This window comes from Ferribacterium limneticum, from assembly GCF_020510565.1.
Lineage (GTDB): Bacteria > Pseudomonadota > Gammaproteobacteria > Burkholderiales > Rhodocyclaceae > Azonexus > Azonexus limneticus_B.
The window spans coordinates 658,784-679,839 of sequence record NZ_CP075189.1 but is presented as its reverse complement, the minus strand read 5'-3'; the positions used below and the strand labels follow the sequence as shown (position 1 = coordinate 679,839).

Genomic DNA, 21,056 nt, shown 5'->3' with positions numbered 1-21,056 from the left:
GCATGCCGCTGATCGAACTCTCCAGAATCGAACGTCGCTTCCTGCTCGGCGACACCACGGTCAACGCGCTGGCCGGGCTCAATTTGCAAATCGAGGCCGGCGAATACGTTGCCGTGATGGGGCCTTCCGGTTCCGGCAAATCGACGCTGCTCAATCTCCTCGGCCTGCTCGACCGGCCGAACGAAGGCACCTACCAGCTCGAAGGCCGCGACGTGACAACCCTGTCGCCCGACGAGCAGGCGACCGTACGCAGCACACGCATCGGCTTCGTTTTCCAGAGCTTTCACCTCGTGCCACGGCTGACGGCTGCAGAGAACATCGCGCTACCGATGACGCTGGCCGGCATCCCGGCGGCCGAGCGCAACAAGCGCGTCGCCCAGGCGCTCAAGGATTTCGGCCTGGAAAACCGCGCCGACCACAAACCCGACCAGCTTTCCGGCGGCCAGCGCCAGCGCGTCGCCATCGCCCGCGCCACGATCATGCAGCCGGCGCTGATCCTGGCCGACGAGCCGACCGGCAATCTCGACCGCCATACCGGCGAAGAGGTGGTCAACCTGCTCGAAGCGCTCAATGCCAAGGGCGTCACGCTGATCGTCGTCACCCACGACCAGGGCATGGGGGCCCGCGCCCGGCGCCAGTTGGTCATGGAGGATGGACGGTTGAAAGCCGACTCACGCGCCGCCAACATTTCAAATTTGGCCGAAATTTCCGGTTGACCGTGGGAATGTCCTTTTTCGCTCACTCATGCGCCTAGCCGACACCCTGCGCTTCGCCCGCGACGCCGCCACCGGCTACCCGATGCGCACAACGCTCTCGGTGCTCGCCATGTCGATCGGCGTCGCCGCCGTCGTCATCCTGACCGCCCTCGGCGACGGCGCACGGCGCTATGTCGTCGGCCAGTTTTCCTCGCTCGGCACCAACCTGATCATCGTCCTGCCCGGCCGCTCGGGCACCGGCGGCTTCAACCCGGCGAATGCCATCACCAGCACGCCACGCGACCTGACCATCGACGACGCCGGCAGTCTGCGTCGCCTGCCCGGCGCCCGCCGCGTCGCCCCGCTTGCCGTCGGCACCTCGGAAATCAACTACGGCGGCAAGCTGCGCGAAGTCATGGTCGCCGGCTCGACGGCCGAGTTCATCCCGATCCGCAATTTCGAAATCGCCCAGGGCCAAGGGCTGCCGGAAGAAGACTGGAACCGCGGCTCGTCGGTCGCCGTGATCGGCGCCAAGATTCGTGAGGAAATGTTCGGCGCCAACCCGGCCATCGGCCAACTCGTCCGCGTCGGAGATCGCCGGCTGCGCGTCGTCGGCGTGCTCAAATCGACCGGTCAGGGGCTGGGCATGAATACCGACGAACTGGTCATCGTGCCCGTTTCGCTGGCACAGGCCATGTTCAACTCCAACACCCTGTTCCGTATCATGATCGAGGCCAACAGCCGCGATGCCATCCCCGGCACCAAGGATCAGGTCATGGAAACGCTCAAGCAGCGCCACCGCGGCGAAGAGGACGTCACGGTCATCACCCAGGATGCCGTGCTGGCCACCTTCGACAAACTGCTCGGTGCACTGACTCTGGCGGTGGCGGGCATCGCCGCGATCAGCCTGGCCGTGGCCGGCATTCTCGTGATGAACGTCATGCTCGTCGCCGTCACCCAGCGCACCGGCGAAATCGGTCTGCTCAAGGCGCTCGGCGCCACGTCACGGACCATCCGCCTGGCCTTTCTGGCGGAAGCGGCGATGCTGTCGGCCGTCGGTGCGCTGGTCGGCTACCTGCTCGGCCAGCTTGGTGCCTTCGCGCTGCGCCAGTTTTTCCCGGTCTTCCCGGCCTACCCGCCCGACTGGGCGGTCATCGCCGGCCTGAGCACGGCACTCGCCACCGGCCTCATCTTCGGCGTCATGCCGGCCCGCCGCGCCGCCCGGCTCGATCCGGTGCAGGCGCTCATGAAGCACTAGCCATGCTCGCCGCCGATTCCCTCCAACTCGCCGTCCGCGCCATCACCGCCCAGCGCCTGCGCAGCTTCCTGACCCTGCTCGGCATCGCCGTCGGCATCGCCGCGGTCATTTTGCTCACTTCGATCGGCGAGGGCATCCACCGCTTCGTGCTCGGCGAGTTCACCCAGTTCGGCACCAACGTCATCGCCGTCGCCCCGGGCAAAACCAAAACCGGCGGTTCGCCGTCCGGTCTGCCGTCGAGCGCCCGGCCGCTATCGCTCGACGACGCCAAGTCCCTCGAACGCCTGCCGCACATCGTCGCCGTGACGCCCAACGTGCGCGGCAACGCCGAAGTCGAAGGCAACGGCCGGACACGGCGGACGCTAATCTACGGCGTCAATTCCAAATTACCGCTTATTTACCGGTCGACCGTGCAAAGCGGCCAGTTCCTGCCGGCCGACGATGAGGGCAGCGCGCGGGCCTTCGTCGTCCTCGGCTCCAAACTCAAAACCGAGTTGTTCGGCAGCGAAAACCCGCTCGGCCAGCGCCTGCGCGTCGGTGGCCTGCATTTCCGGATCATCGGCGTGCTGGCGCCGAAGGGGCAGTTCCTCGGCATCGACCTCGACGACACCGCTTTCGTGCCGACCGCCCGCGCCCAGGAGTTGTTCAACCGCGAAGGCGTCGATGAAATCAACATCGCCGCCGAGGAAGGCATCCCCTCGGCCCTCGTCGCCAGCCGCGTCAAGACGCACCTGATCGACCGCCACGGCCGCGAGGATTTCACCATCGTGACGCAGGAAGAGATGTTGAAAACGCTGTCCAACATCCTCAATGTCCTGACCATGGCCGTCGGTGCCCTCGGCGGCATTTCGCTGCTGGTCGGCGGCGTCGGCATCGTCACCATCATGACCATCGCCGTCACCGAACGGACCGGCGAGATCGGCCTGCTCGTCGCCCTCGGCGCACCACGCCGGACCATCCTCGCCCTCTTTCTCGGCGAGGCCGTGGCGCTCTCGGCGCTCGGCGGGCTATTCGGGCTGATCCTCGGCATTGGCCTCGCCCAGCTCATCCACTTGGCCCTGCCCGCCCTGCCGGTGCACACGCCGCTCAGTTTCGTCCTGCTCGCCGAAGGTATCGCCATCACCATCGGCCTCGCTGCCGGCGTATTGCCGGCCCGTAACGCGGCCCGGCTCGACCCGGTCGAAGCCCTGCGTACCGAGTAAACGACACCATACGCTAACGTATGTTAGAGTCCCGTTTTCGCTATCAATAACCCCACAAGGAGCCCCGCCATGACGACGTATTACATCGACCAGCTCGAACCCGGCATGTCCGCCAGCACGTCCAAGACCGTTACCGAAGCCGACATCATCCTGTTCGCCGGCATCTCGACCGATGTCAATCCGGCCCACCTCGACGAGGAATACGCCAAGACCACCATATTCGGCACGCGCATCGCCCACGGCATGCTGTCTGCCGGCTTCATCTCCGCCACCCTGGCCAACAAGCTGCCCGGCGCCGGCACCATCTACCTGTCGCAAACGCTCAAGTTCAAGGCCCCGGTCAAGCCGGGCGACACCGTGACAGCCACCGTCACCGTCCGCGAAGTCAACGTCGCCAAGAACCGCGTGATTCTCGACACCGTATGCACCGTCGCCGGCAAGACCGTCATCGAAGGCGAATGCCTGATGATGCCGCCGGTTCGCCCCGCCGCCTGATCGCGCTGAGTTTCATAAAAAACGCCGGCCCGGTAAAACCCGGCCGGCGTTTTGTTTTTCAGCGGCTGACCGGGAATCCCACGGTCAACCGGAAAAAACAGCCAAAATCAAAAAGCCTCATCCGGGCGCAAAAAGCGCCATTGGCCCATGGGCAGATCACCCAACCTGATCCGGCCAATCCGCACCCGCTTCAAGCCAATGACGTGCAAGCCGACCAGTTCGCACATGCGGCGAATCTGACGCTTCTTGCCTTCCTTCAGGATGAAATGCAGCTGGTCTTCATTCAACTGTTTGATCCAAGCCGGCTTCAAAGGCTTGCCATCGAGTTCCAGACCATGACGTAGCAGATCGAGTCCGCCCTTGATCATCTCGCCTGAAACGCGAACGAGATACTCCTTCTCCGCGTCGCTATCCTCGCCAATCAGGCGCTTGGCCACCCGGCCATCGCTGGTCAGCACCAGCAAGCCCGTCGAATCGATGTCCAGCCGACCGGCCGGCGCCAGACCGCGCAACATCCACGGCTTGAACTCCGGGCCAATCGAATTGAGCGCCTGATTTTCGGCCGTAATCAGCGTCACCGCCGGCACACAGTCCGGCTCCGGCTGGCCAGAAACATAGCCCACCGGCTTGTGCAACAGGATGGTCACGGCTTTAGCCTGATCCTTCTTGGCATCCTGCGTCACCGTGATCTCGGACGATTGCGGATCAACAATACGCGTACCGAGTTCGCTGACCTGTTCGCCATTGACGAAGACCCAGCCCCGCTCGATCCACAAATCGGCCTCGCGCCGCGAACACATGCCACGCTCCGACATCACCTTGGACAAACGCACACCTTCCGGCGTCGGGCCTTCACGGACGACCGCCACCTTAGGCGCTGAGGCTGGTCTGGCCGCACGTTCCGGACGATCCGTCTTGCGCGCCCAAGCCGACTTCGGCTCCGATGAGGCGACACGCTCAACCGGCGCCGCCTTCGGCACCGACGGCTTCCTCAACGACGAACCGCCCCGCAACGGTAACTTGCCCCACTCCCGCGGCACGGAACGACGAACGCTCAGCGTGCCGGTCGGATCGACCGGCTTTTCCTCAGCCACTGGCGTCTCGACGACTGGCGCTGGCCGCCTAGCCTTCACTGGCGCAGCCTCGGCCGATTTCATTTTTGGCCGATTTTCCCGGTTCACCGTGGGATCAGGCTTTGCATCCCGGGTTTTCGCAACCGGCTTCGCCTCAGCCTCGGGCGCTACCGCCTCCGGCTGGCGCCATTTGCCCCAAGGATCGTCGGAACCGCTCATCGCAGACCGAGGAGTTCAACCTCGAAAACCAGCGTTGCATTCGGCGGAATGACGCCGCCAGCGCCGCGTGCGCCGTAGCCGAGTTCCGGCGGAATGGTCAGCTTGCGCGTGCCGCCGATCTTCATGCCCTGGACGCCCTCGTCCCAGCCGCCGATAACCTGGCGCATGCCGAGCGAAAACTCGAACGGGTCGTTGCGATCCTTGCTCGAATCGAACTTGCTGCCATTGGTCAGCCAGCCCGTGTAATGCACGATGACCTGCTGGCCGGCCTTGGCCTCGGCGCCTTCGCCGACAACGGTATCTTCATAGACCAGCCCGGAGGCGGTAGTGATTTCAGCCATGGGAACTCCTTTTTTTCGAAGGCAATAAGTTTACCACAGCACCACGACAAGGCTTTGACTTCTCAACGAATTTCCGTATAATGCGCGGTTCTTTGTAGCACCCTTTAGATTTATTTTCGGAGTCCAACCCATGTATGCGGTCATAAAAACCGGCGGTAAGCAGTATCGCGTTACCAATGGTCTAAAACTTAAAGTAGAACAGATACCGGCAGACGTTGGCGCAGAAGTTACTCTCGACCAGGTCCTCATGGCAGGCGAAGGCGAGTCGGTAAAGATCGGCGCTCCCTTCCTTGCTGGCGCCACCGTCAAGGCCACCGTGATTTCCCACGGCCGCCACGACAAGGTCAAGATCTTCAAGATGCGTCGTCGTAAGCACTACCAGAAGCATCAAGGCCATCGTCAGAACTACACCGAATTGCGCATCGACGCGATCGCGGCCTAAGTTCAAGGAGCTAATAAATGGCACACAAGAAAGCAGGCGGTAGTTCACGTAACGGCCGCGACTCACAAGCCCAACGACTGGGCGTCAAGCGCTACGGCGGTCAATTCATCCTGGCTGGCAACATCATCGTTCGCCAGCGCGGCACCGAATTCCACCCGGGCGACAACGTCGGCTGCGGCAAGGATCACACCCTGTTCGCACTCAAGGATGGCGTTGTTCAGTTCTCCATCAAGGGCTTGAAAAAGCGCCGCGTGGTGACCATCGTTCCGGCTGCCGAATAAATCGGCCAAGCGGAAGCAAAAGCCCCGTCCGCTGGATGGGGCTTTTTAGTTTGTAGAGGCGGAAATAATGAAATTTATCGACGAAGCGAAAATCTACGTCAAGGCTGGCGACGGCGGTAACGGCGCGGCCACTTTCCGCCGCGAAAAATACATCCCGATGGGTGGCCCGAACGGCGGCGATGGCGGCCGTGGCGGCAGCATCTACGTTGTCGCCGACTGCAACATCAACACGCTGGTCGACTACCGCTACACCCGCAAATTCATCGGCAAGCGCGGTGAAAACGGCGGCGGCGCCGACTGCTACGGCGCCGGCGGCGACGACATCATCCTGCGCATGCCCGTCGGCACGGTCATTTCCGACCTCAACACCGGCGAAATCCTGGCCGACCTCGACGTCAACGAGAAAAAAGTCCTGATCGCCAAAGGCGGCAAGGGCGGCCTCGGCAACATCCACTTCAAGTCCTCGACCAACCGCGCCCCGCGCCAGAAAACCAATGGCGACCAGGGCGAAGAGCACGAACTGACGCTCGAACTGCGCGTCCTCGCCGACGTCGGCCTGCTCGGCCTGCCCAACGCCGGCAAGAGCACGCTGATCCGCGCCGTCTCCTCTGCCCGCCCGAAAGTCGCCGACTACCCGTTCACGACGCTCCACCCGAACCTCGGCGTCGTCCGCGTCGATGCCGAAAAAAGCTTCGTCATGGCCGACGTGCCGGGCCTCATCGAAGGCGCCGCCGACGGCGCCGGCCTCGGCATCCGCTTCCTCAAGCACCTGCAGCGCACACGCATCCTGCTCCACCTCGTCGACCTCGCCCCCATCGACCCGGACTCCAACCCGGTCCGCGACGCCAAGGCCATCGTCGGCGAACTGCTCAAGCACGACCCGGCGCTGGCCGACAAGCCGCGCTGGCTGGTCCTCAACAAGCTCGACCTGATCCCCGAAGAAGACCGCGAAAAAACCGTCAAGGACTTCCTCAAAGCCTACAAGAAGGCCACGAAATACGACGGCCCGGTTTTCCCGATCACCGCCATCAGCGGGGAAGGCACCAAGCCTTTGATTTATGCCATCCACGAAGCGCTGGAACAGATGGCACGCCCGGAAATTCCGGACGACGACGATGAAGAAGAAATCAGCACGGAAGAATGATGAGCAAGACCCGCCTCGCCAACGCAAAACGCCTCGTCGTCAAAGTCGGCTCGGCGCTCGTTACCAACAACGGCGCCGGCCTCGACCTCGCCGCCATTGAAGACTGGGCCCGACAGATCGCCGTCCTACGCGCCCAAGGCAAGGAAGTCGTCATGGTTTCCTCCGGCGCCATCGCCTGCGGCATGCAACGCCTCGGCTGGGCCAAACGCCCGAAGAGCGTGCACGAACTGCAAGCCGCCGCCGCCGTCGGCCAGATGGGCCTGGCGCAGGTCTATGAAGGCGCTTTCGCCAAACACGGCCTGCACACCGCGCAGATCCTGCTCACCCACGACGACCTCGCCGACCGCAAGCGCTACCTCAACGCCCGCTCGACGATGACCACGCTGCTCGAACTCGGCGTCGTCCCGATCATCAACGAAAACGATACCGTCGTCACCGACGAAATCAAATTCGGCGACAACGACACGCTGGGCGCGCTGGTCGCCAACCTGATCGAAGCCGACGCCCTGATCATCCTGACCGACCAGATCGGCCTGTTCACCGCCGACCCACGCAAGGACCCCAAAGCCACGCTGATCAGCGAAGCCACGGCCGGCGACGAGTCGCTCGAAGCCATGGCCGGCGGTGCCGGGACGCGGATCGGCACCGGCGGCATGATCACCAAGGTCATCGCCGCCAAACGCGCCGCCCGCAGCGGCGCCCACACCGCCATCGCCAGCGGCCGCGAGATCAACCCGATCATCCGCCTGGCCGCCGGCGAACCAGTCGGCACCCTGCTCGTATCGCAAACCCAACCCCTCGCCGCCCGCAAGCAATGGCTGGCCGACCACCTGCAACTGGCTGGCCGCCTGCACCTCGACGATGGTGCGGTCAACGCCCTGAAAGCCGGAAAAAGCCTGTTGCCCATCGGCGTCATCGCCGCCGAAGGCGAATTCGAACGCGGCTCGGCCGTCGCCTGCATCAGCCCGGATGGCCACGAAGTCGCCCGCGGGCTATGCAACTACGGCAGCGGCGAAGCCCGCCTGATAACGCGCAAATCAACGGCAGAAATTGAAGCGATCCTTGGCTATGTCGATGAACCGGAATTCATCCACCGCGACAACCTGATTTTGTTCGCCTGAGCAGCAGAACGACAGGCGAAAAAGCAAAACGGGCGCCAAGGCGCCCGTTTTGCTTGCCAGGAAACAGCAATCAGAAACGATAGGAAACACCTGCACCGGCCGTGATTGGGCTCAGATTCAGCGTTCCAAGTTTAGTGGCTCCAATATTCACATCAGTTTCCATCTGGATGTATTTGACGTCGACGTTGAGGCCCCAGTTCTTATTGAACATGTAATCGAAACCTACCTGACCAGCCAGACCAACACTCGACTTTTCAACTGAAGCACCAAGTGCAATATTGTCACGGCTCATGAAAATTGTGTAGTTCACACCTAGTCCAACATACGGCTTGAAGGCGCCGAGATCGGTAAAGTGATACTGAACAAGCAGTGATGGCGGCAGGGCCTTGATCTTGCCAATATGGCCGAGCGCTGCGGCGTTGATATCCACCGTTTGCGGATAGGTCAGGACCAGTTCAGCTGCGATATTCTTGGTGAAGAAATAGCTCAGATCCAACTCGGGAATCCAGCGGCTGTCTGCTTCAATATTACCAACGACCGTGTTGAGGCCATCTTTCTGACCATTGTCGAAGAGCACATCGACAGCACGCACGCGAACCATGAACGAGCCATCCTGAGCCTGTGCAACAGCAGACGAAAGCACGCCAGCGGCAATCAGAGCAGCAACCAGAATCTTCTTAGCCATTTATTACTCCCTATCATCGTCATGAAAAGGAGCATGCTATTACCATCGGAACTAGTCATTTTGACCTAGGTCAATAACCTTACTATTACCACGGTTATATCGAATGACAGACATCCCACCATCCAAACATTGCTTTACTTTAAGCCAGCGCAACTCGCGGTAAACTCTGCGCTGCAAACGCAACAAACAAAATCGCAACAAATCGCATGCAGGATTTCTTCCATCTAGCATTACGATCCTCCAAGGAGACTCATCTATGAACCCTGCTGCAAATACAGCCCACATTAGAGGTTTGATAAATGGTCAGTTCTGAATCCGATTTCGAAAAAGCGAAAGAATTATTTCTGCTTGGCTTAAATGCCTTTGAAAATGAAAATTATCGAGATGCGGAACAATTTTTCCTTGGTTCATTAAAATTTATTCCAGCGAGGATATCAACTTTAACCAACTTAGCCGCAACGCTAATCAAACTTAAAAAGTATCAAACCGCACAGGAATACTGTTTAAGTGCAATCGAACTTGACCCGACAAACCCAGAAGCCTGGATGAATCTGGGAATAGTATGCCACCATCTAAAAAGGTATAGCGAGGCGCTCGCCAATTACGATAAGGCGCTGGCGCTCAAGCCAGACAATGCTGAGGCGCACAACAACCGCGGCATTGTTCTTAAAGAACTCAGACGACTACACGAAGCACTCGCGAATTGCGAAAAGGCACTGGCGCTCAAGCCAGACTACGCCGAGGCGTATAACAACCGTGGTGTTGTCCTTAAGGAACTGAGACGTCCGGACGAGGCGCTCACCAATTACGAAAAGGCACTGGCACTCAGGCCAGACTATGCCGAGGCGTACAACAACCGTGGCACAGCCCTTAAGGACCTCAGACTTCTGGACGACGCGCTAGCAAGTTACGACAAGGCAATAGCGCTGAAGCCTGACTACGTTGAGGCATACAACAACCGCGGCAACGCGCTCGTTGATCTAAAACGCTTGGATGAAGCGCTCTCCACGTACGACAAGGCATTGGAACTCAAGCCAGATTATGAATTTCTTGCTGGTTCGAGGCTCCACCTCAGGATGAAGTTTTGTAACTGGGGAAACTTTTCGGTAGAGGTCGACCGCTTGCTTAAAGGAGTTCTAGAGGGGAAGCCGGTTACGCAGCCGTTCGAATTATTGGGCGCGGCCGATTCGCCAGAACTACACCTGAAGGCATCCCAAATCTACGCAACCTACCAACTGAAGCGACAAGAAGTACTCGGCCCAATTACACAACCACGGTCACCGGACGGCAAAATTCGCATTGGCTACTACTCCGCAGATTTTCATAACCACGCCACCGCCTACTTAATGGCTGAGTTGTTTGAGGAGCACGATCCATCCCGGTTCGAATTGTACGGCTTCACATTCGGACCGCATTCAGACGATGAAATGCGTCAGAGGCTTGTTGCTGCATTTGATTACTTCTTCGAAGTTGGAGATATTAGCGATTGCGAAGTAGCGAAGCTATCGCGCGAATTAGGCATCGATATCGCTGTTGATCTCAAGGGATACACTCAGGATTCGCGAACAGGAATTTTCGCTGAGCGTGCCGCCCCCATTCAGGTTAACTACCTCGGATACCCCGGCACGATGGGCTCCGGCTATTTCGACTACGTTATTGCGGACAAGACTGTCATTCCGATGGAACGGCGAGCCGACTTTTCCGAAAAGGTCGCTTATCTACCAAATAGCTATCAAGTAAACGACTCCAAGCGCAGGATTTCCGACAGGCAGTTCAGCAAGCATGAACTCGGTCTTCCGGACAAAGGGTTCGTATTCTGTTGTTTCAACAACAACTTCAAGATCCTTCCTGCAACGTTTGATAGCTGGATGCGCATCCTAAAGGCTATCGATGGCAGTGTACTTTGGCTATTGGAAGATAACTCCATTGCTGCTGCAAATCTACGTAATGAGGCGGGAAAAAGAGGAGTAGACAGCAACCGACTTATTTTCGCCAAGCGGATGCCGCTCGACGAGCACCTGGCGCGGCACCGTTACGCCGACCTATTCATCGATACACTCCCCTACAACGCGCACACAACAACCAGCGATGCTTTGTGGGCAGGGCTGCCAGTATTGACGTGTACGGGCAAGTCCTTTGCCAGCCGTGTCGCAGCGAGCCTGCTCAACGCCATTGATTTGCCTGACCTCATCACGCATAAGCAGGAAGAATTTGAGGCCAAGGCCATCGAACTAGCCACGTACCCTGACAAACTTGAAAAGGTCAAGAGCAAGCTTGAGCTCAATCGACTGACGACTCCTTTGTTTGACACAAAGACGTTCACCAAACATATCGAAACTGCATACCTGGCGATGAACGATCGCTATCAGGCAGGATTACCGCCAGATGTGATTGAGGTGCCAAATTTTCATGTGGCAAAGATACGACATGACCAGCCAATGTCTTGAGAAATCCATTTTGAAGGTCGCATCTTCGCAATGCTTGGCAAATAGCTCCAACCAGACCCTTCTGTCAGCCAGCGCAAAATAAGGCTGAATACAGTATTCCTGGTGAGGGACCGAAACTAGCTGAGATTAGCCAAAGGAACATTATTGCCGGTCATCACGAGCACTGATTTACCCAATGACCGGTTATCGCTCTATCGGGGCTCTGCCTTACATGCAGGATCGCTTCAACTCGCAACTACTGCGGCTGTGTATTAACCACCTCTGAATTTATTTTCCAACCAATGCAGATACATTCAGCGTTTGTTGAAGCGAAGCGAAAAAATCTGGAACAAAAAAACGGGAGCCGAAGCTCCCGTTTTTTGTTTCCAACTGGATTTAACCAGATTAGAAGGAGTGACGCAGACCAACAGCGAAGGTGTTGGTGTCAGCTGCGTAAGGATTTGCACCGGTACCGGTAATCGTATTGCGGTTCGTATCGTTTTGCACGCGCTTGGCAACCACACCAGCGTAAGCGGTCGTACGCTTGGACAGCGAGTAGGTAGCGGCAACGGTAGCAGCAGCAACGTTGTCTTCAGCAGCCGTAGACTTCACGCCGGTGTGAGCGTATTCGGCGATGAGGCCAACCTTCGCGCCAACCGGAACGGTCGCGGAAACAACCCACATGCTGTCCGCACCCAGGGTGAGGGCTTCAGACTTTGCACGCTGGTAAGCAGCTTGCAGCTTGACGACCGAGAAGTCGTAACCGGCACGCAGACCCCATTCCTTGACGTTGTTGTTGGCACCATCCAGGGTAACCTTGGTGTAGATCGCACCAGCGGTGATCGGGCCGTTGGCGTAGCTAGCCGACAGCAGATCGCCGTGAGCATCGGTGGTACCGGTCGTGCCAGCGGCCTCGGTCACGCGAGCGTGGTTGTAAGCAACGGTCACACCACCGAAGGACGGCGAGATGTAGGCAAGAGCGTTGGACTGACGGCCACCATAGAGAGCGGAAACCAGGTGGGTAGCAGAGGAGGCTTGGAGGCCACCGATACCAACGTTGGCAGCGCCGAGGGCAGAAGAACCACCCAGAGCGGAAGCGGCGACCGTGAAGTCAAGACCGGTCGTTTGCAGGTGACCGGCAACAGCCGTACCGAAGCCGCCGGTCAGGCCGACGAATTGTTGACGAGCAACTGCGGAAGAGGTGGTGCTGTAACCGATCGGGTTGGAACCGTCGATACCCAGACCGTATTCCAGAACGAACAGAGCCTTCAGGCCGTTGCCCAGATCTTCAACGCCCTTGAAACCAATGCGCGAGGTCGAAAGGGTGCCGGAATTGACGTTGAACTGGGTTTGACCGTTGGTGCTACCCAGACGGGTAGTAGCAGAAACGGAAGCATCAGCAATACCGTAGATGGTGACGTTGGTTTGGGCGAAAGCGGCGGTAGAAGCCAGACCAGCGATGGCCAGAGCAATAATCTTCTTTTGCATCAGAAAATCTCCTTAGTGGTTAGTTTTTAATCCAGCAATAAAACCGAATTAAGCTTTACCTCTCGGATCGAGAAGTTAGCATCGATTGTCGCAAAGAGCGAAACGCCCTAGCAACCGGTGATTGGCATGTTGGGAGGCTTCTCTAAAGTTATGTTGTTTTGACGCAACACAAATCAGGCAAACAGCCTTGCCAACTCGGAACCCGGCTCCGGCGCACGCATGAAGGCTTCGCCGACAAGGAAGGCCTGGACGTTGTTGTTGCGCATCAGGGCGACGTCTTCCGGGGCGAGGATGCCGCTTTCGGTGACGACGATCTTGTCGGCGGGGATGCGCGACAGCAGTCCCAGGGTTGTCTCGAGCGTGACGTCGAAGGTGCGCAGGTTGCGGTTGTTGATGCCGAGGAGTGGGGTTTTTAGTTGCAGGGCGGCGTCGAGTTCTTCGCCGTTGTGCACTTCGACGAGCACGGCCATACCGTAGGCGTTTGCTTGAGCTTCAAGGGCTTGCATTTCGGACAGCGTCAGCGCGGCGGCTATGAGCAGGATGGCGTCGGCGCCCATGGCGCGGGCTTCGGCGACCTGATAGGCGTCAACCATGAAGTCTTTGCGCAGCACAGGCAGCTCGCAGGCGGCGCGGGCGGCTTGCAGGTATTTGGGGCAGCCTTGGAAGTATTGGCGATCGGTCAGCACCGACAGGCAGGCGGCGCCGTGTTGCTCGTAGCTGCGGGCGATGTCGGCGGGGTGAAAGTCCGGGCGGATGACGCCTTTGGAGGGGCTGGCCTTTTTGATTTCGGCGATTATTCCCGGTTGACCGTGGGAGAGCTTGTCGCGGATGGCGCCGACGAAATCGCGCGGCGCAGGCTGGGCGGCAGCTTCGGCTTCGACGATGGCGAGCGGCTTGACGGCCAGCGCGGTAGCGATTTCTTCATGCTTGGTGGCGATGATTTTGTTGAGGATGTCGCTCATTTTGCTGCCAACTTCTGGGTGCTCTCGACGAACTGCGCGAGCTTGGCGCGGGCTGCGCCGCTGGCGATGGCTTCGCGGGCCTTGGCGATGCCGTCGCCGATGCTGTCGGCGACGTTGGCTACGTAGAGCGCGGCGCCGGCATTGAGGCAAACGATTTCGCGGGCGGCGCCCGGTTTGTTGTCGAGGGCGCCGAGCATGACTGCCATGGATTCTGCGGCGCTACCGACGCGCAGGTTACGCAGGGACATCATTTGCAGACCGAAGTCTTCGGGGTGTACTTCGTATTCGGTGACTTCGCCGTTTCTCAGCTCACCGACCAAAGTGGCGGCACCGAGGGAGATTTCGTCGAGATTGTCGCGGCCGTGTACGACGAGGACGCGTTCGGCGCCGAGGCGCTGCATGACGCGCACCTGAATGCCGACGAGGTCGGGGTGAAAGACGCCCATCAGGGTGTTGGGCGCACCGGCCGGGTTGGTCAGCGGGCCAAGGATGTTGAACAGCGTGCGCACGCCCATTTCACGACGAACCGGGGCAACGTGCTTCATGGCGCTGTGGTGATTGGGGGCGAACATGAAGCCGATGCCACACAGTTCAACGCAGGCAGCGACCTGCTCGGGCGACAGCATGATGTTGGCGCCGAGCGCTTCGAGCACGTCGGCGCTGCCGGAGCTGGACGAAACGCTGCGTCCGCCGTGCTTGGCGACTTTGGCGCCAGCGGCGGCGGCAACGAAGATGGAGGTGGTCGAGATATTGAAACTGTGGGCCGAATCGCCGCCCGTGCCGACGATATCGACGAAGCGGTTGTCGTAGGGCACCTTGACCGGCGTCGCCAGTTCGCGCATGACGCTGGCGGCAGCAGCGATTTCGCCGATGGTTTCCTTCTTGACGCGCAGGCCGGTGATGATGGCGGCGATCATGACCGGCGAAACTTCGCCACTCATGATCTGGCGCATCAGGGAAACCATTTCGTCATGGAAAATTTCGCGGTGTTCGATGACACGCTGGAGGGCGGCTTGCGGGGTCATTTCTTGTGTTCGTCCAGAAAGTTCTTGAGCAGATCGTGACCGCGTTCGGTCAGGATGGATTCGGGGTGGAACTGCACGCCTTCGACGGCCAGCGTCTTGTGGCGGACGCCCATGATCTCGCCGTCGTCGGTCCAGGCCGTGATCTCCAGACAATCGGGCAGCGATTCGCGCTCGATGGCCAGCGAGTGGTAGCGCGTGCAGGTCAGCGGGTTGGGCAGGCCCTTGAAGACGCCGACATCCTTGTGATGCACCGGCGACACCTTGCCATGCATGAGTTGCTTGGCGTGCACGATCTTGCCGCCAAAGGCTTCGCCGATGGACTGGTGGCCGAGGCAAACGCCAAGTAGCGGAATCTTGCCGGCGAATGCGCGGATGGCTGCCAGCGAGATGCCGGCCTGGGCCGGGGCGCAGGGGCCGGGCGAAATAACCAGGTATTCGGGCTTAAGGCAGGCGATTTCGTCGAGCGTGATGGTGTCGTTGCGGTAAACCTTCACGTCCTGCCCAAGCTCGCCGAAGTACTGGACGATGTTGTAGGTGAAGCTGTCGTAGTTGTCGATCATCAGCAGCATAAAGCAGCTATCCTTTTGTTTTACGAGGCCTCGCCCCCGGATTTTCGGGCAAATCCACCGAGCCACCCCTTGTTGTTCGGGCGCTCCGCTGCCGACGGTCCAGAAGCGTATTCTGAAAAAAGCTATTGTCGCCCAGATCTGCCTTGACTGAAACCATTGCCCAAGGCGCCAAACCAACACGAACTAATCACTGCACAAAAATGTGCGCTGGCGGCAAATCCGAATGAAAGCGCTCGTGCATCTCGACATAAGCCGCTTCAATATGTGTAGCAAATAGCCTGGAATCGAACAGCGGCTCGGAATTTCTATTTTGCGCAAGTTTTTCCTTTATGGCGGCAAGCCGTACGGAATCACCGGCCAGTTCAACGGCCATATTTTCATAGTCCTGCTGTGTGGGCGCTATGAGTTCCGGCAAACCGATGGCATTAAGGAGACTGGCCGCGACCCGGGATGCAAACGAAGCTCCAGGGCAGGTCAATACAGGCAAGCCCGCCCAAAGCGCATCGCTCGTTGTCGTATGGGCGTTGTAGGGCAATGTATCCAGAAAGAGGTCAGCCATACCGATACGCGCCAGATGCTTGGGTAACGGTAAATGCTCAGCAAAGATCAGGCGACAAGGATCGACACCATGCGATGCCGCCTCTTTGCGGAGATTACCTACGGCATCTGCGTTGGCCTGAAAAAGCCACAACACCGAATCGGCAACCCGGTTCAGGATGCGCATCCAGCCGGCAAAGGTGCGCGGAGTAATCTTGTAGTTGTTGTTAAAACAGGCAAAGACAAAACCAGATGCAGGCAAACCCAACGCCTCACGGGTAAAGATTTGGGGAGAAGTTTGTCGCTTGGCATCGTTCACTTGGTAGCTATTGGGCAGATAGACAATCTTCTCCGAGTAGAAAGGCTGGCTCTCAGTCGGAATAAGCGTTTGGTCGGCAACGATGTAGTCCATGAAATCCACGCCCATCGTTCCAGGAAAACCAAGATAGCTCACTTGCACAGGGGCCGCACGACAGGCAAATATTCCGGGTCTGCTATCCTGGGTGCACCCCTTGAGATCAACGGCGATATCGATGCCCATTTCCCTGGAAAGAAGTGCTACCTCCCGGTCTGTACGATGGCTGACGTCGATGAAGCGATCAAAAGCAGCCGATAACCTTTGGCGCATTGTGTCCTTGCTATCAGGGCCGAACGAGAATGCAACGAGTTCGAATTTGCTTTTGTCGTGCAACTCGAAAAGCTCGGCCATCAAATAAGCTGTGGCGTGCTCGTGAAAATCGGCAGAGTAGTATCCGATGCGAATTCGGTCGCGGCGCGCCTGCCTCGAAATAGGTCCCAAGCGTAACGCTTCGGAGCGTTGATTCAATGCAAAAATCTCTGCTGCCTTGCGAAGTAGCGCCAAATCTGCGGTGAGCGCCAAGACTGAAAACGGGTTGACAACTTTCCTGTTCTCACCAAGTTGCTGCTCAAGCTTCGCCAGACTCTCGTCAAAGCCCGCCCAGTCGCAAATATGCATTCTGGAATGCATCATATCGCCCAACACAAAGTCGGCCAGGGGACCCAGCGCCAAACTCCTGGCAAAAGAATCGGCTGCATCCTTGTAGCGTTTTTGTTCCAGCTGAATCAACCCCAGACTGCTCCACGCCTTGCAATAGCCAGGTTCAAGATCTATCGCCCTGCGGGCAGCCTTCTCGGCAAGCTCATGCCGCTTTCGAAGGTTCTGTAGACCACTCAGATTCACATAAAGCGCTGCCAGATCGGGCTGAAGCTCAATGGCTTTCCTGAACGATGCTTCTGCCTCATCGAGGCGCCCCCGCATCTGATGCAGCATCCCCATATTGGAGTGTGCATACACGAACCCCGGCGCAAGGAACAGGGCGCGATTGAGACATCGCTCTGCGTCACGGAGTGCCCCCAACTCTAGCAGTTGCAGCCCAACGCTATTCTGTGCATCCGGGTTGTCGCGGGTAAGGGCATCTGTTTTTTTCAGTGCATTCAGAGCTTGTTCCTGCAGCCCCTGTCCTCGATAAGCGATGCCCAAGTTGTACCAGGCCTCGGGTAATTTGGACGACAGGCTGATAGCCCGCCGACACCAGTCGACAGCGTTACCGTATTGACCATTGGCATTGGCGGCACTGGCAGCACCGATGTACTGAGCAATAAACTGCTTGGACATAAATAGTGATTTTCCAGCTAAGGGTAGTGTGTTACGTCTTGACGACGCATCTACTGCCACGGGCAATTACTCGAGGCAGGCTGTTGATTCATTGCCAATTTTGCAAACGCGGGATTCTATATTAAAGCGGCTGTGCGGCTTCCTTGGGGTGCTTTTGGATTAAAATGCGCCCTTTCCCGCCGGACCAAGCCATGAGCGCCGAACTTTCGATTCCCCCACACAGCCTTTCCATCGTCGTCCCCTTCTACAACGAGGAAGACAACATCGCGCCGCTGGTCAAGCGCGTGCATGAGGCGCTGGTCGGTTACGACTATCCGTGGGAGCTGGTGCTGGTCGATGACGGCAGCAGCGATGCGACGGTGGATCGCGCCGTGCAGTGTTCGCGCGAATACGGGCCACACGTTCGCGTCGTCGAACTGACGCGCAATTTCAAGCAGACGGCGGCCATGCAGGCTGGTATCGACGCGGCGCGTGGCGATGTGATCGTGACCATGGATGGCGATTTGCAGAACGATCCGATCGACATTCCGCGCATGGTTGCCCGGCTCATCAACGAAGACCTCGACCTCGTCGCCGGCTGGCGTCAGAACCGTCAGGACGGCCTGTTCCTGCGCAAGATTCCGTCGAAGATTGCCAACAAGCTGATCGCCCGGATGACCGGCGTGCATCTGCGCGATTACGGCTGCAGTCTCAAGGCCTTCCGTGGCAGTGTGATCAAGAGCGTGCGCCTGTACGGCGAAATGCACCGTTTCATTCCGGCCTGGCTGGCCACAGTCACCACGCCGCGCCGCATCGCGCAGGAGCCGACAACCCACCACGCGCGCACGGCTGGCGTGTCGAAGTACGGCATTTCGCGCACTTTCCGGGTCATTCTCGATTTGATCGCGGTCTATTTTTTCATGCGCTTCCGCGCTCGTCCCGGTCACTTCTTCGGCGGCATCGGCCTTGGCCTGACTGCCCTTTCTGGTCTGATCATGACCTGGCTGGCCTGGGTCAAGTTCGGCCTCGGTGAAAACATCGGCGGCCGTCCGCTGCTCATCGTCGGCATCGGCACGCTGATTGCCGGCATCCACTTCATCACGACCGGCGTGCTGTCTGAGCTGCTGGCCCGCATCTACTTCGAATCCGGCACCATCCGCTCCTACTCGGCGCGCCCGGAACGCGATCTGGCGGCTGACGAAGGCTGGCACAAGTCGGCGTGAGCCTTTCCACGGTCAACCGGAAAAACAGCGTAAAACTGCTGTTTGGCCTGACGGCCGCCCTGCTTGCCTGGCGCTTCTGGCTACTGCCCAATCTCGGCATCACGCTCTACGTCGATGAAGCGCAATACTGGACCTGGGCGCAGCATCTGGATTGGGGCTATTTCTCCAAGCCGCCCGGCGTCGCGGCGCTGATCTGGCTATCCACCGCGCTGTTCGGCGACGGGCTGGTCGGCGTCAAGGCGCTGTCCATGCTCTGCTATCCGCTGGCCGCTGCCGCGTGCTGGGCGATTGCCCGCCGGCTCTACGACGAGCGCGTTGCCTTCTGGTCGGCCATTGCAGTTTTAACGCTGCCGATTTTTTCCTGGCTCGGCCTGTTCGTTTCGACCGATGCGCTGCTCACGCTGTTCTGGGCGCTGGCGCTGTGGGCATTCCTGCGCGCGCTGGACAGCGATTCGTGGGGCGACTGGCTGTTGCTCGGGCTGGTCTGCGGCCTCGGCCTGCTCTCCAAATACACGATGGCGGCGTGGCTGGGCGCTGCTTTCCTGTTCCTGCTCGCCTTTCATCGGCCACGGCTGGCCTCGGCCAAGCCCTGGCTGGCGGTCGGCCTGGCACTGCTCATTCTGTCGCCAAACATCGTCTGGAATTTCACCCACGATTTCCCGACGCTCAAGCACACGGCAGACATCACGTTGAACCGTCAATCCGGCGGCGGGCTGGCCTCGCTCGGCGAATTCTGGGCGGCGCAGTGGATCGCCTTCGGCCCGGTGCTCGGCAGCGTTTTCGTTCTGCTCCTCGTCCGTGTTCGCGAAAGCTGGCGCGACGACCGGACCCGGCTCCTGCTCTGGTTTGCGCTGCCGCTGTGGATCGTCGTCTCGGCGCAGGCCATGAAGAGCAGCGCCAATGCCAACTGGGCGGCGCCTGCCTTTGCGCCGGCCGTCATCGCCGCCGTCGCCTGGCTGCTGCAGCGCGAAAAGAAAAAGTGGCTGATCGGCGGCCTGACGATCAATCTATTGTTCGTCGGGCTGGTCTTTCACTGGCCGCAGGTGATTGCTACGGTCAACCCGGAAAAACAGGCAAAATTGAACCCGTTCAAACGCGCCATGGGCTGGGATGAACTGGGTCGCCAGCTCAAGCCCGTCGTCCAGGCTCACCCGAACGCCGTTCTCGTCGCCGACAACCGCACCCTGCTCGCCCATATGCTTTACGAACTGCGCGACCTCAAGCCGGCCGCCGCGAGCTGGAACCCGTCCGGCATCGCCAGCGACCATTACAAGCTGACCACCGACCTGCGCCCCTACCTCGGCAAGGATGCGCTCCTGATCACCGACACCGCGCCAGGCGCCGATTTCGCCCCGCGCTTCGCCCGCATCGAAAAACTGGCCACGCTGAAAGCGCCGCTCGACGCGACGAACAGCCGCGACATGGATGTTTACCTGCTGCATGACTTCAAGGGCTATTGAGCTTCGCGTCGCCGGCGTCGTGTTTGCGCTGCTGGCGGTGCTCTTCGTCGGGTTTCCGGAGATCGACCTGGCTGCCAGCCGGGTTTTCTACCACGACGGCAAATGGGCGTTTTCCGGCGGCAACTGGCCGCTGTTCGAACTGCTCTACCGCGGCACGCCGCGTGTCGGACAGGCGTTGCTCGTCATCCTCGCCGGCGGCCTGCTGCTGGGCACCATCAAACGCCTGAGCTGGCTGCATGCCCGGCGGACGACCTTCGGTTTCCTGCTCGCTGCGGCGCTGCTCGGACCGGTGCTACTCGTCGATGCCACGCTCAAGGATGGCTGGCACCGGGCTCGCCCGGCGACGGTGGCTGAATTCAACGGCCCGTTAAAATTCACCCCGGCCTTCGTGCCGACCGACCAGTGCCCGAAGAATTGCTCCTTCGTCAGCGGCCATGTCGCCACCGCCGCCTTCGTCATGGCCTTTGGCTGGCTGGGTGCGCCGGCGGTACGGCGACGCTGGCTGCTGGCCAGCCTCGCCACCGCCACGCTGCTTGCCGTGGTGCGCATGACCGCAGGCGGACACTTCCTGTCCGACACGATCTTCGCGTGGTTCGCGACCTATTTCAGCCTGTGGCTGACGGAATGGGCGTTCCGGCGGCTGAAGTGGCTACCGCCGAGCGATAAATGAGCATTCCCACGGTCAACCGGAAATAACGCCCAAAAACAAAAACCGCCGAAACCGGCGGTTTTTTGTTTTTGGGTCGCGTGCGATCAATCGACGCAAATATCGAGTCCCCTCCCTTCGGAAATCCG

At 59.5% G+C, this 21,056-nt stretch carries 20 protein-coding genes; 12 read left to right on the top strand and 8 right to left on the bottom strand.

Features of this window, described 5'->3' with window-relative positions; translation table 11 throughout:
* Positions 1-2 precede the first annotated feature (2 nt).
* From KI610_RS03240 to KI610_RS03225, 4 genes are all read left to right on the top strand, one after another.
* On the top strand, positions 3-716 hold the full coding sequence (locus KI610_RS03240; RefSeq protein ID WP_226497256.1) for an ABC transporter ATP-binding protein: 714 nt from the start codon (positions 3-5) through the stop codon (positions 714-716).
* Positions 717-744: 28 nt separating this feature from the next.
* Complete coding sequence (locus KI610_RS03235; protein WP_226497255.1) at positions 745-1,953, top strand: ABC transporter permease; 1,209 nt, start codon at positions 745-747, stop codon at positions 1,951-1,953.
* 2 nt (positions 1,954-1,955) lie between these two features.
* Entirely contained in the window at positions 1,956-3,155 is a 1,200-nt protein-coding gene (locus KI610_RS03230) for an ABC transporter permease (RefSeq protein WP_226497254.1), read from the top strand.
* 69 nt (positions 3,156-3,224) lie between these two features.
* Positions 3,225-3,650, top strand: a complete 426-nt coding sequence (locus KI610_RS03225; RefSeq protein ID WP_226497253.1) for a MaoC family dehydratase — start codon at positions 3,225-3,227, stop codon at positions 3,648-3,650.
* A 107-nt stretch (positions 3,651-3,757) separates the two neighbouring features.
* Here KI610_RS03225 and KI610_RS03220 read toward each other — a convergent pair whose 3' ends face one another.
* Both KI610_RS03220 and KI610_RS03215 read right to left on the bottom strand, forming a co-directional pair.
* Positions 3,758-4,807: a pseudouridine synthase gene (locus KI610_RS03220; RefSeq protein ID WP_226497252.1), complete on the bottom strand. Its 1,050-nt coding sequence runs from the start codon at positions 4,805-4,807 to the stop codon at positions 3,758-3,760.
* A gap of 131 nt (positions 4,808-4,938) precedes the next feature.
* Positions 4,939-5,283, bottom strand: coding sequence for an FKBP-type peptidyl-prolyl cis-trans isomerase (locus KI610_RS03215; RefSeq protein WP_226401668.1), 345 nt, complete (start codon positions 5,281-5,283; stop codon positions 4,939-4,941).
* Between the two features lie 130 nt (positions 5,284-5,413).
* Between KI610_RS03215 and rplU the strand changes: the two genes are divergently transcribed.
* From rplU to proB, 4 genes are all read left to right on the top strand, one after another.
* A complete protein-coding gene (gene rplU, locus KI610_RS03210) occupies positions 5,414-5,725 on the top strand; it encodes a 50S ribosomal protein L21 (RefSeq protein WP_117609584.1) in 312 nt (103 codons plus the stop codon).
* 17 nt (positions 5,726-5,742) lie between these two features.
* Complete coding sequence (rpmA, locus tag KI610_RS03205) at positions 5,743-6,006, top strand: 50S ribosomal protein L27 (RefSeq protein WP_117609585.1); 264 nt, start codon at positions 5,743-5,745, stop codon at positions 6,004-6,006.
* A 67-nt stretch (positions 6,007-6,073) separates the two neighbouring features.
* Positions 6,074-7,150 carry an Obg family GTPase CgtA gene (gene cgtA, locus KI610_RS03200; RefSeq protein ID WP_226497251.1) on the top strand — a complete coding sequence of 359 codons (1,077 nt, stop codon included), beginning with the start codon at positions 6,074-6,076 and terminating at the stop codon, positions 7,148-7,150.
* Positions 7,150-8,271: a glutamate 5-kinase gene (proB, locus tag KI610_RS03195; protein WP_226497250.1), complete on the top strand. Its 1,122-nt coding sequence runs from the start codon at positions 7,150-7,152 to the stop codon at positions 8,269-8,271. Before cgtA ends, proB begins: the two co-directional genes overlap by 1 nt.
* A 70-nt stretch (positions 8,272-8,341) precedes the next feature.
* On the opposite strand, the gene KI610_RS03190 is transcribed toward proB, so the two are convergent.
* Complete coding sequence (locus tag KI610_RS03190) at positions 8,342-8,956, bottom strand: OmpW/AlkL family protein (protein ID WP_226497249.1); 615 nt, start codon at positions 8,954-8,956, stop codon at positions 8,342-8,344.
* Positions 8,957-9,255: 299 nt separating this feature from the next.
* On the opposite strand from KI610_RS03190, the gene KI610_RS03185 reads away from it, so the two are divergent.
* Positions 9,256-11,403 (top strand): O-linked N-acetylglucosamine transferase, SPINDLY family protein, encoded by a 2,148-nt coding sequence (locus KI610_RS03185; RefSeq protein ID WP_226497248.1) that lies wholly within the window; start codon positions 9,256-9,258, stop codon positions 11,401-11,403.
* A 384-nt stretch (positions 11,404-11,787) separates the two neighbouring features.
* Here the strand turns inward: KI610_RS03185 and KI610_RS03180 are convergent, their stop codons facing one another.
* From KI610_RS03180 to KI610_RS03160, 5 genes are all read right to left on the bottom strand, one after another.
* Positions 11,788-12,870, bottom strand: coding sequence for a porin (locus tag KI610_RS03180; protein WP_226497247.1), 1,083 nt, complete (start codon positions 12,868-12,870; stop codon positions 11,788-11,790).
* Positions 12,871-13,043: 173 nt separating this feature from the next.
* On the bottom strand, positions 13,044-13,832 hold the full coding sequence (trpC, locus tag KI610_RS03175) for an indole-3-glycerol phosphate synthase TrpC (RefSeq protein ID WP_226497246.1): 789 nt from the start codon (positions 13,830-13,832) through the stop codon (positions 13,044-13,046).
* Positions 13,829-14,857 (bottom strand): anthranilate phosphoribosyltransferase, encoded by a 1,029-nt coding sequence (trpD, locus tag KI610_RS03170; RefSeq protein ID WP_226497245.1) that lies wholly within the window; start codon positions 14,855-14,857, stop codon positions 13,829-13,831. Before trpD ends, trpC begins: the two co-directional genes overlap by 4 nt.
* Positions 14,854-15,426, bottom strand: coding sequence for an aminodeoxychorismate/anthranilate synthase component II (locus tag KI610_RS03165; protein ID WP_226497244.1), 573 nt, complete (start codon positions 15,424-15,426; stop codon positions 14,854-14,856). Before KI610_RS03165 ends, trpD begins: the two co-directional genes overlap by 4 nt.
* Positions 15,427-15,613: 187 nt before the next feature.
* On the bottom strand, positions 15,614-17,599 hold the full coding sequence (locus tag KI610_RS03160; protein WP_226497243.1) for an O-linked N-acetylglucosamine transferase, SPINDLY family protein: 1,986 nt from the start codon (positions 17,597-17,599) through the stop codon (positions 15,614-15,616).
* Positions 17,600-17,790: 191 nt separating this feature from the next.
* Between KI610_RS03160 and KI610_RS03155 the strand changes: the two genes are divergently transcribed.
* From KI610_RS03155 to KI610_RS03145, 3 genes are read left to right on the top strand one after another with little or no spacing between them, the layout of a single operon-like run.
* On the top strand, positions 17,791-18,801 hold the full coding sequence (locus KI610_RS03155; RefSeq protein WP_226497242.1) for a glycosyltransferase family 2 protein: 1,011 nt from the start codon (positions 17,791-17,793) through the stop codon (positions 18,799-18,801).
* Positions 18,798-20,261, top strand: coding sequence for a glycosyltransferase family 39 protein (locus KI610_RS03150; RefSeq protein WP_226497241.1), 1,464 nt, complete (start codon positions 18,798-18,800; stop codon positions 20,259-20,261). The genes KI610_RS03155 and KI610_RS03150 overlap by 4 nt, the downstream gene beginning before the upstream one ends.
* Positions 20,242-20,931 carry a phosphatase PAP2 family protein gene (locus KI610_RS03145; RefSeq protein ID WP_226497240.1) on the top strand — a complete coding sequence of 230 codons (690 nt, stop codon included), beginning with the start codon at positions 20,242-20,244 and terminating at the stop codon, positions 20,929-20,931. The genes KI610_RS03150 and KI610_RS03145 overlap by 20 nt, the downstream gene beginning before the upstream one ends.
* The last annotated feature ends 125 nt before the right edge of the window (positions 20,932-21,056 follow it).